Raw genomic sequence first — 13,966 nt, forward strand, 5'->3', positions numbered from 1 at the left:
GTGGAAAAGCAAAAAATTCAATTCTCCTCTTGCACCGGGCGCGGTGTCGCAGTAAGGTGCGCTCCCTCAGCAGCCCGCGCCGGTCGCGGGATACGGATGCACCCGTAGCTCAGCTGGATAGAGTACTGCCCTCCGAAGGCAGGGGTCACAGGTTCGAATCCTGTCGGGTGCGCCATTTTCCGTTCCGCTGATGCTGCCCGTCCGGTGCTGTCGCCCGGCGGGTTTTTTGTTGTCTGATGCGTGCCGGAGGATGCCCCGATGACCTGTAAGATCTGCGGTGCCCCGGCGGTCGATGCCGAATGCTGCAGCGAGGCATGCCGCCTGAAGCTTGAGTGCCAGCGGATCGCCTGGGACCGTGCTGCGGGCCGGGTCGGGGTCAATGGCTATTATGACCGCCGTTACCGCGAGCATCTGCGCACCAACAATACCCGTGGTGCCAAAACGATGCTGAAGGAATGGAATGCCGCCCGCGCTGCGTTGGGCGAGCGGCCATAACGGCGGAACAGGCGGCGGTCAGGCCTTTTCCTCTTCTGCTCCGTCCTGCGGGATCTGATGTTTCAGCAGAACCGGGATCTGGGTCAGGCTGAAGATGACGGTCAGCGGCGTGATACCGAAGACCTTGAAGTTGACCCAGACATCGGTGGCGACATTGCGCCAGACGATCTCATTGATCACCGCCAGCACCAGAAAGAACAGGCCCCAGCGCAGGGCAAGGATCCGCCAGCCCTCTTCAGTGACCTGAAACGCGGCGTCGAGAGCCATTTTCAGGAAATTCCGCCCGGTGGCCAGACCGCCCAGCAGAATCAGCCCGAACAGGGTGTTGACGATGGTGGGCTTCAGCTTGATGAACAGGTCGTCCTGCAACCACACGGTCAGGCCGCCGAACACCAGTACAAACACCCCTGAGACCAATGGCAGGACCGGAATTTTCCGGGCCAGACTCCATGACGCGGCCAGCGCGATCAGGGTGGCTGCCATAAAGACGGCGGTGCCGGTGACGATACCAAAGCGGGAGTTGGCAACGAAAAACACCAGCAGCGGCCCCATTTCGAGGGCGAATTTAACCCATTGCGGCATGAAAACGGCACTCTCCGGCAGGCCTGGAAAAAAGGGCGGCTGTTCCGCCGCCCCTTTCTGTAGCACATCTGGCTGTCGGGATGATGAACAAACCGCCGGGCCTGTCTTCAGAGGAGCCTGTCGACGACGGTCTGGCGGACTCCGTTCAGAAAGTCGTTCCGTTCCGTTGGCATCACGGACGGGGCAATCCAGCGCAGACCCTGCAGGCTGCCCGCCGTTCAGGGCACCTCTTCCAGATGGACCGGGCCACGCAGGACCAGACGCAGGCGGCCGCGTCCGGTTTTTTGCAGGCTCAGGGCGCTGCCCCGGTCGGTCAGGCGCCGTTGCAGCAGGATCAGCCGGGCCTCAAGGTTGTCGCTGACCTCTGGCAGCCGCAGATCGGGATGCAGCCGCAGTTCGCGGTTGGTGATGTCACAGCGCCCATCCCGCAGATAATCCCGCAGGATGATGTGCAGAATGGCCCCGGCGGTTCCCTTGATCAGATAGTCGCCGTCGATGAAGACGCTGTCGTCGACCGCATAGTGACGGATCATCACCGGCGGGCCGCCGCCATGCTGGCAACTCCGGGCCGGATCGGGGTCTGCCGGGGCGGCAGTGGCTTCCAGCAGAGCCATCATCACGCTCAGCTGACTTGCCACGGTGGCGAGAGCGTCCTCATCATCGTAACTGAAGCGCCATTCTTCGGCGCTTTCCGCGTACAGCACGCCCAGCAGGCGCTGGCCGCACTGTACCGGCACAGCCATCTGACTGCCGGGCGGGATCCGCCCCGGGAAGGGGATCCCCGACAGGGGGCCTGTCCGGTCCTCGCCCCCGGCAACCCGGGTGTAGCTGTATTCCGCCGCCACGTTGGTGATACGGATCGGAACCCGTTCCCGGGCGGCGACGCCGACGATCCCGTCCTGCAGGCTGACCTCAAATCCGGCACCGGAGCTGTCAAAGCCCCGGCTGGCGAGCGCATACAGCCGGTCCTGTGTGATGTCGCTGCCCGGATGGGATCCGGCCATGAACATCATGACATGACGGATACCGAACTGGCGGGTGATCTCATCCAGTGCCGTCTCCAGCAGGTCTTCCAGATCTGGGCAGCGGCTGAGGCGACCGCAGATCTGCCGGACTGCGGGTAACAGGCTGGGGCGTGGCCCGTTGCAGGGTAACCGCCCTGTATCGTCGACGGCCTCGATATCCAGCACGCGGTACACGTCAGCCCCCCGCAGCACAAAGACATCCTGCATCCGGGCATGGGCGGCAATTCCGGCCAGCCGGGCCCGCATCGCCTCAAACAGCGGGCCGGAAGTCTCGGTGCGCAGATAGCGCAGGGTCAGCCGGAATTCCATGGCGGAAACCGGATCCATCACCTGTACCATCGCATAGGGATTGGCGAGGATATTGCGGCGGGTTTTGTTGAAAAACTGATAGGTCAGGGCGACATGATCGCTGTCGGCGTATTGGACCTGTGTCAGCAGCGATACATTGGGCAGACCATCTTCGCCGCAGGTGGCGATGGTGGCGGGGACCCCGCCTTCCAGACAGTCGCGGATCTGTTCCAGCCGGATGCGGGTCATGGCGTCGCCGGTCCGGTGTGCCCGTCAATCGCCGCTCCGGCTCCGGGGCCGGGGGTCTGGTCAAACAGGCCGGTGACGGTGAAGGTGATGCCGGTCAGCGGGTCTTCTGCCGCTTTCCAGAAGGATTCGACCAGCGTCTGATCGTAGCCCAGTTCCCGCAGCTCCAGCACCATGATCCGGCGCAGGTGTTCTATCTGGTCGCGGTCCTCCGGCAGGCAGGCTGTCAGGGTGGCATCGCGGCCCTTGATCTGAAGGGAGCGGTGGGTAAGGGGCTGTGACAGGGCCACCGCGAGGGTCCCGCTGTCGCGTATGGCATCCAGAAGCGGGCGGCATCCGGGGGTGGAGACGCAGACCCGCAGCCGGTCCGCCGTGCGGTCGGCCACACAGACGGCCAGTCCGCGCGCGGCAACCGGGCGAAACAGAGCAGTCCGGCTGGCCAGCCGGATACTTCCGCAGCTGTTGATGAAGGACAGAATGGTGTCTGTCAGGAAGTGGGAGTGGGGGCTGGGGGTATGGTCCGACATCATGTCGCCGACCGTCCGCCCTTTCAGACTGTCCGGCAACCTGTTTGTGATGGCTGGATCAGAATGTCTCTGTTCGGTCAAAACTCTGCTCGCCCTTTCCCGGGGGCCGGGAAAGGGCAGTGAGACAGGTTATGCGGTGGCAGGAAAGACGGCCACGCGGTTAGGGGTCAGGCGCAGGGCTGATCCGGCAGCGGGAACCGCCTGTCCGGCATCGCGGCGGATGTCCACCTCGATATCCTGCCCATCCTGCAGGGTGACATCCAGACGCAGGCTGGACCCCAGAACCGACGCATGGCGCAGGGTGGCGTTGGCGCCGGTGGCGGCATCCTCCAATGTCCAGTCATGAGGGCGGATGAAGGCCACTGCCGGACCATCGGGGGCGGTTGCGGGAAGCTGCCAGCCGTTAAGGTGGGCGGTACCCCCCTGGACTGTGGCGGTCAGTCTGGTGGCATTGCCAAGGAACTGGTAGACAAACGGCGTTGCCGGGTTGTCGTAGATATCCGCCGGGGTGCCGATCTGTTCGATCCGGCCCTGTGACATCACCACCACGTCATCGGCCAGTTCCAGCGCTTCTTCCTGATCGTGGGTGACGAAAACACTGGTCAGGCCCATGTCGTCGTGCAGGCGGCGCATCCAGCGGCGCAGGTCCTTACGCACCTGCGCATCCAGCGCCCCAAAGGGTTCATCCAGCAGCAGCAGGCGCGGTTCCACCGCCAGCGCCCGGGCCAGAGCCACCCGCTGCCGCTGTCCGCCCGACAGCTGGGTCGGATAACGCCCGGCCAGACCATCCAGATGCACCAGCTTCAGCAGGGTATTAACCCGGTCCGTGATCTCGCTTTTAGATGGGCGGCTGTCACGGGGCCGCACCTTCAGCCCGAAGGCGACGTTGTCGGCCACCGTCATATGACGGAACAGGGCGTAATGCTGGAAGACAAAGCCGATGCGGCGGTCGCGGGCGCTGAGATCCGTGGCATCCTGCCCGTCCAGCCGGATGGTGCCGCCATCGGCGTGTTCCAGCCCGGCAATGATGCGCAGCAGTGTCGTCTTACCCGACCCGGACGGCCCCAGCAGGGCGACCATCCGCCCGCGCGGGATCGACAGGCTGACATGGTCCAGTGCGGTGAAGGCGCCGAAAGTCTTATGAATCTGCTGCAGGTCAATCATGGCCTGTGCCTGTCCTTCCTCAATGGCGGCGGGTGGCCGCAAGTTCGTCGCGGTGCCACCACTCGACTGCGGATTTGATTCCGAGGGTGACGAGGGCGAGGAGCGCGAGAACCGAAGCCACCGCGAACGCTCCGACGAAATCATATTCATTGTACAATATCTCCACATGCAGCGGCATGGTGTTGGTCAGTCCCCTGATGTGGCCGGATACCACAGAAACAGCGCCGAATTCGCCCATCGCCCGAGCATTACACAGCAATACACCGTATAACAATGCCCATTTTACATTGGGTAACGTGACGGACCAGAAAGTCCGCAGGCCGCTGGCCCCGAGAACCAGTGCTGCCTCCTCCTCCTCCCGGCCCTGCTCCTCCATCAGTGGGATCAGTTCACGGGCGACAAAGGGGAAGGTGACGAAGACGGTGGCCAGTACAATGCCCGGCACGGCGAAAATGATCTTCAGGTCATGCTCAATCAGCCAGGGGCCGAAGAAGCCGTGGGCACCGAACAGCAGCACATAAATCAGGCCGGAAATAACCGGGGACACGGAGAACGGCAGGTCAATCAGCGACACCAGCAGGCTTTTGCCGGGAAAGTCGAACTTGGTGATTGCCCAGCTTGCCGCCAGCCCGAACACCAGATTGAGCGGGACCGAGATCGCCGCCACCAGCAGGGTCAGGCGGATGGCGGCAATGGTATCCTCGCCCTGAAGAGACTGCCAGAACACCGCCGGGCCCTTGGCAAAAGCCTGTTGCAGGACCTGCGCCAGCGGCAGCAGCAGAAACAGCAGGATGATCGCCACCGTCAGCGCGACCAGCGACAGCCGGGTGGCGGAATGTTCCCGTAGGGATCGTTTGCTCATCGGGTCCCTCCCTGACGGTCACGGTTCCACTTCTGCAGGATGTTGACCACCAGCAGCAGGGCGAAAGACGCCGCCAGCATGATGGTGGCGATGGCCGTGGCCCCGACATAGTCATACTGTTCCAGCCGGGTGACGATCAGCAGCGGGGCAATTTCTGAAACCCGGGGCAGGTTTCCGGCGATGAAGATTACTGATCCGTATTCCCCGACCGCGCGGGCAAAGGCCAGCGAGACGCCGGTGGCGAGGGCCGGGGCAATGGTCGGCAGCTGCACCATCCAGAAGGTCTGACGGCGGGAGGCGCCGAGGCAGGCGGCGGCCTCCTCCAGCTCCACGTCGATGTCTTCCAGCACCGGCTGTACCGTGCGCACCGCAAAGGGCAGGCCGATAAACACCATGGCGACCACCGCCCCCAGCGGGGTGAAGGCGACCTTGATGCCCAGTGGGGTCAGCAGGCTGCCCAGCCAGCCGTTGGGGGCATAAAGGGCACTCAGGGCGATCCCGGCCACTGCCGTCGGCAGGGCGAAGGGCAGATCGATCATCGCATCAATCAGCTTCCGCCCGGGGAAGGGGTAGCGCACCAGCACCCAGGCCACGATCAGGCCAAGAACGCCGTTGATCAGGGCGGCAATCAGCGCCCCGCCGAAACTGAGGCGCAGCGCCGCCAGCAGGCGGGTGTCGGTCAGCACTGTGATCCAGCGGTCCAGTGGCAGGCCAGAGGCACGGATCACCAGCCCGGCCAGCGGGATCAGGACAATCAGCGACAGCCAGCCAAGGGTGATGCCCATGCTGAGGGTGAAACCGGGGATCACCTGCCGCCGCAGCAGACTGCGGCGACGCGGTGCGGGGGCCGGGTCATGCCCGGCCCCCTGTACGGTCTGAAGAGGGGGGGACGCTGTCATGGCGGACCTCCTGTTCCGGTCCGGGCCGTTTACTTCTTCACACTGACACGGTCAAAGATACCGCCATCCGCAAAGTGGGTTTCCTGCGCCTTGCGCCAGCCACCGAAGGCCCCGTCGATGGTCACCAGCTTCACATCAGGGAAGTTTTTGGCATACTTGGCAGCCACCGCCGGATCACGCGGGCGGTAATGGTTCTGGGCAATGATTTCCTGTGCTTCCGGGGTGTAAAGGAACTTCAGGTAGGCTTCGGCTGCGGCGCGGGTCCCCTTGCGGTCCACCACCTTGTCAACCACCGCGACCGGCGGCTCTGCCAGAATGGAGATCGACGGTACGACGATTTCAAAGGCGTCCCCGAATTCCTTCAGCGACAGAATCGCCTCATTCTCCCACGCCAGCAGGACATCACCAATACCGCGCTGGGCGAATGTGTTTGTTGATCCGCGTGCCCCGGTGTCCAGCACCGGCACGTTGGCGTACAGCTTGCTGAGGTAGTCTTCGGCCTTGGCGGTGTCGTTGCCATTGGCCTGCAGGGCGTAGGCATAGGCGGCCAGATGGTTCCACCGCGCGCCGCCGGAGGTCTTGGGGTTGGGGGTGATCACCTGCACGCCCGGCTTGATCAGATCCGGCCAGTCCTTGATCTGGGCCGGGTTGCCCTTGCGGACCAGAAACACAATGGTTGAGGTGTAGGGGGAGCTGTTCTGCGGCAGGCGGGTCTGCCAGTCTTTGGCCAGCAGGCCGGTGTCGGCAATGGCGTCGATGTCATAGGCCAGTGCCAGCGTCACCACGTCGGCATCCAGACCGTCAATCACCGACCGGGCCTGTTTGCCCGAGCCGCCATGCGACTGGTTGATCTTCAGATCGGCATCCTTATACGCCGGAATGAAGGCGGTGTTCAGCTTCTGATACAGCTCCCGCGTCGGGTCATAGGATACGTTCAACAGCGTCTTCTGCTCGGCGGCACGGGCACTGACCGGACCAGAAAGACCCCCGGCGAGGCAGGCCAGGGCGCCCGCCACCAGCAGCATACGGCGGGACAGCAGAGACGGGCGGGCCGTCTTGGTCGGCAGGGCAGTCTGTTGTGTGGTGAAGATCATTGTGGGCCTCCCATGGCGGAAATGACCATAAAACTATGAATTTGTATTTTTATACCGTCAAGCGGTGTTTTTTAATTTTAAAAACACACTATGTATTTGTTGAATTTTGATATGAGCGCATCTTGATAAAATGTTTTAAATCAAATGGTTAATTTGTAGCTGCGGGGCTCGGGCTTCGCTGGAAACGGGCGCTGAAGGAAGAGGGACAGGCAAGAGGGAGGGCTTGAAACCCAATAATCTATCTTGTTATAGTTTTATATCCAGTGACGGTATCGTCCGGCCCCGGCAGAAGGAAGCATGTCGATGTCCCCCGATTCGGATTTTGCCTGTCATACGATTCAGCCCTCTGTACCGGCGACCCGTCCGCGTGGGCGGATCTACGATCATATCATGCAGACGGTCGGTGGCACGCCGCTGGTACGGATCAACCGGATGAATGCGGCAGGCGGGGCAGACCTGCTCGCTAAACTGGAGTTTTTTAATCCGCTGGCCTCGGTAAAAGACCGGGTGGCACTGGCGATGGTCGAAGCGGCGGAGGCCTGCGGCGAGCTGATCCCCGGGTATTCAACCCTTGTCGAGCCGACCTCAGGCAACACCGGCATTGCGCTGGCCGGGATTGCTGCGGTGAAAGGATACCGGCTGATTTTGACCATGCCGGAAAGCATGTCGGTGGAACGGCGGAAAATGGTGCAGCTGTTCGGGGCGGAAATTGATCTGACTCCGGCGGTCAAGGGCATGGGAGGGGCCATTGCCCGGGCGCGGGAGCTGCTGGCGGCGATCCCCGGTGCGGTTTCCCTGCGTCAGTTCCAGAATGCGGCGAATCCGCAGGTTCACCGGCAGACGACGGCGGAGGAACTCTGGGCCGATACCGGTGGCCGGGTGGATGCTGTGGTTGGCGGTGTCGGGACCGGGGGGACCCTCACCGGGGTCGGGCAGGCCCTGCGGCGCTATAACCCGGCCCTGCGGGTGATCGCGGTGGAGCCCGATGCCAGCCCGGTGCTGTCCGGCGGTATGCCTGCGCCGCACAAGATTCAGGGGATCGGGGCCGGATTCGTGCCGCCGCTGCTGGACCGGCGGCTGATTGATGAAATCCTGACCATCACCAATGAAAATGCTTTCCGCACGGCACGTCTGGCAGCACGGCAGGAAGGGATTCCGGTGGGGATTTCATCCGGGGCGGCGCTGTGTGCGGCGCTGGAAGTGGCGCGGCGGCCGGAGATGCGCGGGAAGACCGTGGTGGTGATCATCCCGTCCTGCGCGGAGCGGTATCTGTCGACCCCGCTGTTCGACGGTCTCAGCTGACGGGCTGCGGCAGGCCTGTTATCCGGTCTTTAGATCTCGTAGTTGAGGATCAGTTCGCCCGCGCCCTTGCTGGCCATGTCCGACAGCGAGCAGGTGTCGAGAATCGCGGCAATGGCATCCCGGACATCACTCATCACCGCGCGTACGGCGCATCCGGCTTCGTCGCGGCAGTCCGCGCAGGGTTTATAGGCATTGCGTGACGCGCAGGGCACCGGGGCCAGCGGCCCATCCAGAACGCGGATAATGTCACCGACGCGGATCTGAGCCGCCGGAACGGCCAGCATATATCCGCCGCCTTTGCCCTTCTTGCTGGTCAGCAGGCCGTTGTTCTTCAGTTCCAGCATGATGGCGTCGAGAAACTTCTTCGGAATGGTTTCCGCCGTAGCAATGTCCTGAATGACGACGGCCCCCTGATTCTCATTACGGGCCAGGTAGACCATGGCCTTCAGACCGTACTTTGCTTTGCTGGACAGCATTGTTTTTGGCGTCTCCGTTCTATGACGCCCGTATTTACAAAGAGGCGGTGCGGAGTCAAGGGTTCCGCCATGATTTTCTATAAAATCTATAAAAATATAGAATTATGTGTTGCGCCCGATCCTGATTCTCCCTACAGTGTCTGAGTACCGGGCGGACCTGCTGCTATTCCTCCCCCCGGTACCGGCCCGGCGGAAAACGGACGCCTTCCGCCGGGCTCCTGTCCCACCTTTCTTGTCTTTCCACCTTTCTTGTCTTTCCACCTTTCTTGTCTTTCCACCTTTCTTGTCTTTCCACCTTTCTTGTCTTTCCACCTTTCTTGTCTTTAAGGAGATCTGCGATGCAGACAGTTCCTGTTGCCGCTTCCACCCCGGGTCTGCCGCCGCCACATGGGCAGGCTGTGATCCTGCGCCCCCACTCCTCCCGTCGCCCGGATCCGTGGCGCAGTGGAGAGCCGTCACTGACCGACGTGATGACCGATCCGCTGGTGCATCTGGTGATGCGGCGGGACGGCCTGCGGTCTGATCAGGTCTGGCCGGTGATCCGGCAGGCCCAGTCTGATCTGAAGCGCGGTGCCCGGCTGAATGGATGAATCGCATGTCTGATGGTTGTTCCTGTTCCTGCCGGGAGAAGAGGCAGGATGATGGCGATCAGCCCCGAATGTGGGCCTTGTGCTGAAAGGCGGTTTCCGAGCGGAAGCCGCCTTTTTTTGTGATTTGTTTTTTATTAACCAAAAAAATAAGTGAATTAAAAATATCCTATTTACATTGCGTGTTAAATGTCCTTACAACAGCATAACGCCGTGACGCTGATCGAAGGAGTTCCCGCGATGCGCCGCCTGAATCTGAAGACCCTGTTCGCTTCTGCCGCCGTCGCGGCTGTTATCGCTGCTGCCCCGGCCCGCGCTGCGGATGCCCCGGTCAGCGACATCCTCAATGTCTCCTACGACATTTCCCGCGAGCTGTATGCCAAGCTGAACGCTCTTTATAAAGAAGAGCGGGCCGCCAAGGGCCTGCCGGCGCTGGAGGTCAAGCAGTCGCACGGGGGGTCATCCAAGCAGGCGCGTTCCATTCTGGAAGGTCTGCCCGCCGATGTGGTGACCTTTAATCAGGTGCCCGATGTTCAGGTGCTGGCCGACAAGGGCTTTGTCGCCGCCGACTGGGCAAAGAAATTCCCCAATGATGCGTCGCCGTACTATTCGCTGCCCGCCTTCCTGGTGCGCAAGGGTAACCCGAAGAACATCAAGTCGTGGGATGATCTGGTCCGCGCGGATGTGCAGGTGGTGTTCCCCAACCCGAAGACGTCGGGCAATGCCCGCTATACCTATCTGGCGGCCTATGCCTACGCGCTGGAAAGCAGCGGCGGCAACGCGGATAAGGCGAAGGACTTTGTCGGCAAGCTGCTGGCCAATGTGCCGGTGTTTGATACCGGCGGGCGGGCTGCCACCACCACGTTTGTCGAGCGTGGCACCGGCGATGTTCTGGTGACCTTCGAAGCGGAAGTGCGGGGTATTCAGCAGGAATTCGGGGCAGACCGTTTTGATGCGGTGGTCCCGCCGGTCAGCCTGCTGGCTGACTTCCCGGTGGCGGTGGTTGATAAGGTGGCCGACCGTCGTGGCTCCCGCGCCGAGTCGACGGCCTACCTGACCTTCCTGTACAGCAAATCGGCGCAGGATGTGCTGGCCCAGACCTATAACCGGGTCCGGGATCCCGACGTGGTTGCCAAGTATAAGGCGCAGTTCCCCGAGGTGCGGCTGCTGACCATCGACAGCCTTGGCGGCTGGGCGGCGGTGAATAAGGCACACTTCGCGGAAGGGGCGCTGCTGGATCAGGTGTTTGTCGCCAAATGAGGCTCAGCCGCTCCCGCCGGACTCTGCCGGGCTTTTCTCTGACGCTGGGCATCACGCTGGGGTATCTCGGCGTGATTGTCCTTTTGCCGCTGGCGGCATTGCTGTGGCGCGCGGCAGGCCTGTCCGCCGCCGAGTTTGTGGCAGCGGTCGCCAGCCCGCGGGCGCTGGCGACCTATCAGGTCACCCTGACGTCTGCCCTGCAGGCGGTCGCGTTTAACGGGGTGGCCGGTCTGCTGTTTGCGTGGGTTCTGGCCCGCTATGATTTTCCCGGGCGGCGCCTGCTGGATGCGGTGATGGATATCCCCTTCGCCCTGCCGACCGCGGTTGCCGGGGTGGCGCTGTCTGCCGCCTTATCCGCCACCGGCTGGTTCGGGCCGTTTCTGTCGGCGATGGGGTGGACGGTGGTGAACGCGCAGGCCGGTATTGCGGTTGCCATGGCTTTTACCAGCCTGCCGTTTGTGGTGCGGACCGTCCAGCCGGTGCTGGAAGATCTGGATGCCGATGCCGAGGAAGCCGCCGGTCTGCTGGGGGCCGGGCGGTGGCAGGTGTTCCGGCATGTGATTGCGCCAGTGGTGGCCCCGGCGGTGCTGGCGGGGATGACGCTGGCGTTTGCCCGCTGTCTGGGCGAGTTCGGGGCGATTATCTTCATCGCCGGAAACCGCCCGATGAAAACCGAAATCACCTCGCTGCTGATTTACATCCGCCTGGAAGAATACAACTACCCGGCGGCAACGGCGATTGCGGTGGTGATCCTGCTGTCCGCGCTGGTGGTGATGTTACTGGCCAATGCGATTCAGGCGTGGCAGCACCGCTATCTGGATAAGGAGGGGGTGTGATGCAGCACCGGCGGGAACGGCGCCGCCCGGAAGGGGCTGGTGCGTGGCTGTGTGTGGCGGCTGCGGTTGTGCTGGCGGTGCTGATGTTCGGCACCCCGCTGGCTGTGGTGTTCGGTCATGCCTTCTCAAAAGGGGCGGCGGCGTGGTGGCAGGTGGTTTCGGCGCGGGAAACCCTGTCGGCAATCGGCCTGACGCTGCTGACGCTGGTGGTCTGCGTGCCGCTGTCGGCGCTGTTTGGGCTGGCGGCGGCGTGGGCGCTGACCAAGTTCCGCTGGCGGGGTAAGACGGTTCTGGTCTCGTTGATTGAGCTGCCGTTTTCGGTGTCGCCGATTGTGGCCGGGGTGGCCTGTCTGCTGGTCTACGGGGCGTCAAGCCCGCTGGGGGCCTATCTGCAGGACCATAATATCCCGGTGATGTTCGCGGTGCCGGGGATTCTGCTGGCCGTCCTGTTTGTGGTCAGTCCCTTTATCGCCCGCGAGCTGCTGCCGCTGATGCGCCTGCACGGGACGGATGATGAGGAGGCGGCGATTATTCTTGGGGCAGGGGGGCTGCGGACGTTTCTGCGCGTGACATTGCCCAATATCCGCTGGGCGCTGCTTTATGGGGTTATTCTCTGCGCGGCGCGGGTGCTGGGGGAGTTTGGCGCGGTTTCCGTGGTGTCCGGACATATCCGGGGCGAAACCAATACGCTGCCGCTGTATATCGACCTGCTGTTCCACGACTATGACAACACCGGATCGTTTGCGGTGGCGTCGATTCTGACCTCTTTGGCGGTGGTCACGCTGGCAGCCAAGGCGATTGTTGAGCGCCAGATTGACCGGGCGCGGCGCAGCGCCACTGAATAGAAAATCCCCGGGATTCCGTTGTCTTCAGCCCGTCTGCCAGCCCGGCAGGCGGGCTTTTTGCTGCCTGCAGTGGCCGGAGAGGGGGCCGTCTTTGCAAAAAAACAACGCCAACGCCATAAATCTATTTACAGATAGATTTATATGTTTAATCTTGGGTCTGCGGCTGATGCAACAGACGCCCCGGCCTTCAGGGCCGGATGTTGTTGTCTCACCTGCGCCGTTTCCTCGTGACCTCTCCAGACTTGCCGCCGGGGCTGACCTGTCCGCCCTTACCCACTCCGGTGTGATGGCGTCAGCCCGCGGCCTTTTTTGAATGGTCCGGAAACCGATGGTTTTCGCGGACGCTGCCCCTCTGCGCCTGCAGATCAGCCTCCGCCCGCTCTCCCAGACAGATATCCAGCAAAAGGGATCCTGCAATGCTGAAGAAACTGAAAGCGAAGCTCCTTGGGGCGGTTGCCGCCCTGTCCGTCGGTGTCGGGGCGCTGGCGGCCCCCGGTGTGGCGCAGGCCGGGCCGACGATTGATGCAATTCAGGCCCGTGGCACCATTAAGGTGGGGGTTGGCAGCCCCGGCCCGGGGTTCTTTAACGTCGACAAGTCGGGGCGTTGGGAAGGCTTTTTCGTTGATTTCGGGCGGGCTCTGTCGATTGCCCTGTTCAATGATCCCAATAAGGTGGAATTCATCACCTCCTCGCCGCAGCAGCGCCTTCCGGCCCTGCAGTCGGGGGAATTTGACATCCTGCTGTCGGGGGTGACGCAGACGTTCACCCGCTCGCATCAGCTGGGCTTCCACTTCGGGCCGGTGGTGTTCTACGACGGTCAGGGCTTGCTGGTGCCGAAAAAGCTGGGCGTCACCAAGGCGACGGAGCTGAACGGGGCCACGGTGTGTATCCAGAGCGGCACCACCGGCGAACTGAACATTGCCGACTTCTTCCGTCAGAACAATGCCACCTTCAAACCGGTGGTGATTGAAGACACCAACGAAATCCGCAAGGCTTTCACCTCTGGCCGCTGCGATGTGGTGACGCAGGATTCCACCGATCTGGCCTTCCGCCGTCTTCAGCTGCCGAACCCCGATGACTACATCGTGCTGCCGGAACGCATCTCGAAAGAGCCGCTGGCCCCGGCGGTCCGCTGGGGGGATGACCGCTGGCTTGAGGTGGTCAACTGGGTTGTCTATGCCACCCTGCAGGCAGAAGAGCTGGGGATCACCAAAGAGAACGTCGACAGCTTCCTGACCAGTGAAAACCCGACCATCCGCCGTTTCCTCGGGGTTGATCCGGCTCTGGGGCAGGCGGCCAAACTGGACCCCAAGGTGTTCTATACCATCATTAAAACGGTGGGGAACTACGGCGAGATTTTCGACCGCAGCCTTGGCAAGGCCTCGGGCCTTGGGTTTGAACGTGGGTTCAACCAGTCATGGACCAAGGGCGGCCTGCTGTACGCCCCGCCGTTCCGCTGATTGGTGAAAAAAGGGGGC

Annotated in this window: 15 protein-coding genes and 1 tRNA gene; 8 read left to right on the plus strand and 8 right to left on the minus strand. The window is 62.5% G+C overall.

Annotated features, from left to right (window positions below; translation table 11 throughout):
* Nucleotides 1-98 precede the first annotated feature (98 nt).
* Nucleotides 99-175: transfer RNA gene (locus G365_RS0111045), tRNA-Arg, on the plus strand.
* Between the two features lie 83 nt (nt 176-258).
* Nucleotides 259-495 (plus strand): hypothetical protein, encoded by a 237-nt coding sequence (locus tag G365_RS0111050; RefSeq protein WP_019645591.1) that lies wholly within the window; start codon nt 259-261, stop codon nt 493-495.
* An 18-nt stretch (nt 496-513) separates the two neighbouring features.
* On the opposite strand, the gene G365_RS0111055 is transcribed toward G365_RS0111050, so the two are convergent.
* From G365_RS0111055 to G365_RS0111085, 7 genes are all read right to left on the minus strand, one after another.
* Nucleotides 514-1,077: a septation protein A gene (locus G365_RS0111055; RefSeq protein ID WP_019645592.1), complete on the minus strand. Its 564-nt coding sequence runs from the start codon at nt 1,075-1,077 to the stop codon at nt 514-516.
* A 218-nt stretch (nt 1,078-1,295) separates the two neighbouring features.
* On the minus strand, nt 1,296-2,639 hold the full coding sequence (locus G365_RS0111060; protein WP_019645593.1) for a GAF domain-containing protein: 1,344 nt from the start codon (nt 2,637-2,639) through the stop codon (nt 1,296-1,298).
* Nucleotides 2,636-3,166 (minus strand): hypothetical protein, encoded by a 531-nt coding sequence (locus tag G365_RS22965; RefSeq protein WP_155976232.1) that lies wholly within the window; start codon nt 3,164-3,166, stop codon nt 2,636-2,638. The genes G365_RS0111060 and G365_RS22965 overlap by 4 nt, the downstream gene beginning before the upstream one ends.
* Before the next feature lie 126 nt (nt 3,167-3,292).
* Complete coding sequence (locus tag G365_RS0111070; protein ID WP_019645595.1) at nt 3,293-4,327, minus strand: sulfate/molybdate ABC transporter ATP-binding protein; 1,035 nt, start codon at nt 4,325-4,327, stop codon at nt 3,293-3,295.
* A 19-nt stretch (nt 4,328-4,346) separates the two neighbouring features.
* Nucleotides 4,347-5,189 carry a sulfate ABC transporter permease subunit CysW gene (gene cysW, locus G365_RS0111075; protein ID WP_019645596.1) on the minus strand — a complete coding sequence of 281 codons (843 nt, stop codon included), beginning with the start codon at nt 5,187-5,189 and terminating at the stop codon, nt 4,347-4,349.
* Complete coding sequence (gene cysT, locus G365_RS0111080; RefSeq protein ID WP_019645597.1) at nt 5,186-6,088, minus strand: sulfate ABC transporter permease subunit CysT; 903 nt, start codon at nt 6,086-6,088, stop codon at nt 5,186-5,188. The genes cysW (G365_RS0111075) and cysT (G365_RS0111080) overlap by 4 nt, the downstream gene beginning before the upstream one ends.
* 29 nt (nt 6,089-6,117) lie before the next feature.
* A complete protein-coding gene (locus G365_RS0111085; RefSeq protein ID WP_019645598.1) occupies nt 6,118-7,182 on the minus strand; it encodes a sulfate ABC transporter substrate-binding protein in 1,065 nt (354 codons plus the stop codon).
* Between the two features lie 303 nt (nt 7,183-7,485).
* Here G365_RS0111085 and cysK point away from each other — a divergent pair, with 303 nt between their 5' ends.
* Nucleotides 7,486-8,484, plus strand: a complete 999-nt coding sequence (gene cysK / locus G365_RS0111090) for a cysteine synthase A (RefSeq protein WP_019645599.1) — start codon at nt 7,486-7,488, stop codon at nt 8,482-8,484.
* Nucleotides 8,485-8,513: 29 nt separating this feature from the next.
* Here the strand turns inward: cysK and G365_RS0111095 are convergent, their stop codons facing one another.
* Nucleotides 8,514-8,960 carry an RrF2 family transcriptional regulator gene (locus G365_RS0111095; RefSeq protein WP_019645600.1) on the minus strand — a complete coding sequence of 149 codons (447 nt, stop codon included), beginning with the start codon at nt 8,958-8,960 and terminating at the stop codon, nt 8,514-8,516.
* Between the two features lie 338 nt (nt 8,961-9,298).
* Here G365_RS0111095 and G365_RS0111100 point away from each other — a divergent pair, with 338 nt between their 5' ends.
* From G365_RS0111100 to G365_RS0111125, 5 genes are all read left to right on the plus strand, one after another.
* The gene (locus G365_RS0111100) at nt 9,299-9,550 is read left to right on the plus strand and encodes a hypothetical protein (RefSeq protein WP_019645601.1); all 252 of its coding nucleotides are present in this window, start codon (nt 9,299-9,301) and stop codon (nt 9,548-9,550) included.
* A gap of 237 nt (nt 9,551-9,787) precedes the next feature.
* The gene (gene cysP / locus G365_RS0111105; RefSeq protein WP_019645602.1) at nt 9,788-10,807 is read left to right on the plus strand and encodes a thiosulfate ABC transporter substrate-binding protein CysP; all 1,020 of its coding nucleotides are present in this window, start codon (nt 9,788-9,790) and stop codon (nt 10,805-10,807) included.
* Complete coding sequence (gene cysT, locus G365_RS0111110; RefSeq protein ID WP_019645603.1) at nt 10,804-11,643, plus strand: sulfate ABC transporter permease subunit CysT; 840 nt, start codon at nt 10,804-10,806, stop codon at nt 11,641-11,643. Before cysP ends, cysT (G365_RS0111110) begins: the two co-directional genes overlap by 4 nt.
* Complete coding sequence (gene cysW / locus G365_RS0111115; RefSeq protein ID WP_019645604.1) at nt 11,643-12,488, plus strand: sulfate ABC transporter permease subunit CysW; 846 nt, start codon at nt 11,643-11,645, stop codon at nt 12,486-12,488. Before cysT (G365_RS0111110) ends, cysW (G365_RS0111115) begins: the two co-directional genes overlap by 1 nt.
* A 416-nt stretch (nt 12,489-12,904) precedes the next feature.
* Nucleotides 12,905-13,948: an amino acid ABC transporter substrate-binding protein gene (locus G365_RS0111125; RefSeq protein ID WP_019645606.1), complete on the plus strand. Its 1,044-nt coding sequence runs from the start codon at nt 12,905-12,907 to the stop codon at nt 13,946-13,948.
* Nucleotides 13,949-13,966: the final 18 nt, after the last annotated feature.

This window comes from Novispirillum itersonii subsp. itersonii ATCC 12639 (assembly GCF_000381985.1).
In the GTDB taxonomy this organism is placed as follows: Bacteria; Pseudomonadota; Alphaproteobacteria; order Rhodospirillales; family Rhodospirillaceae; genus Novispirillum; species Novispirillum itersonii.

What these genes read in the sequence shown, in the direction of transcription:
- cysW (WP_019645596.1), bottom strand. Translation starts at nt 5,189, where the DNA reads ATGAGCAAACGATCCCTACGGGAACATTCCGCCACCCGGCTGTCGCTG.
- G365_RS0111060 (WP_019645593.1), bottom strand. Translation starts at nt 2,639, where the DNA reads ATGACCCGCATCCGGCTGGAACAGATCCGCGACTGTCTGGAAGGCGGG.
- cysP (WP_019645602.1), top strand. Translation starts at nt 9,788, where the DNA reads ATGCGCCGCCTGAATCTGAAGACCCTGTTCGCTTCTGCCGCCGTCGCG.
- cysT (WP_019645603.1), top strand. Translation starts at nt 10,804, where the DNA reads ATGAGGCTCAGCCGCTCCCGCCGGACTCTGCCGGGCTTTTCTCTGACG.
- cysK (WP_019645599.1), top strand. Translation starts at nt 7,486, where the DNA reads ATGTCCCCCGATTCGGATTTTGCCTGTCATACGATTCAGCCCTCTGTA.
- G365_RS0111050 (WP_019645591.1), top strand. Translation starts at nt 259, where the DNA reads ATGACCTGTAAGATCTGCGGTGCCCCGGCGGTCGATGCCGAATGCTGC.
- G365_RS0111070 (WP_019645595.1), bottom strand. Translation starts at nt 4,327, where the DNA reads ATGATTGACCTGCAGCAGATTCATAAGACTTTCGGCGCCTTCACCGCA.
- G365_RS0111125 (WP_019645606.1), top strand. Translation starts at nt 12,905, where the DNA reads ATGCTGAAGAAACTGAAAGCGAAGCTCCTTGGGGCGGTTGCCGCCCTG.
- cysT (WP_019645597.1), bottom strand. Translation starts at nt 6,088, where the DNA reads ATGACAGCGTCCCCCCCTCTTCAGACCGTACAGGGGGCCGGGCATGAC.
- G365_RS0111100 (WP_019645601.1), top strand. Translation starts at nt 9,299, where the DNA reads ATGCAGACAGTTCCTGTTGCCGCTTCCACCCCGGGTCTGCCGCCGCCA.
- G365_RS0111055 (WP_019645592.1), bottom strand. Translation starts at nt 1,077, where the DNA reads ATGCCGCAATGGGTTAAATTCGCCCTCGAAATGGGGCCGCTGCTGGTG.
- G365_RS0111085 (WP_019645598.1), bottom strand. Translation starts at nt 7,182, where the DNA reads ATGATCTTCACCACACAACAGACTGCCCTGCCGACCAAGACGGCCCGC.
- cysW (WP_019645604.1), top strand. Translation starts at nt 11,643, where the DNA reads ATGCAGCACCGGCGGGAACGGCGCCGCCCGGAAGGGGCTGGTGCGTGG.
- G365_RS22965 (WP_155976232.1), bottom strand. Translation starts at nt 3,166, where the DNA reads ATGATGTCGGACCATACCCCCAGCCCCCACTCCCACTTCCTGACAGAC.
- G365_RS0111095 (WP_019645600.1), bottom strand. Translation starts at nt 8,960, where the DNA reads ATGCTGTCCAGCAAAGCAAAGTACGGTCTGAAGGCCATGGTCTACCTG.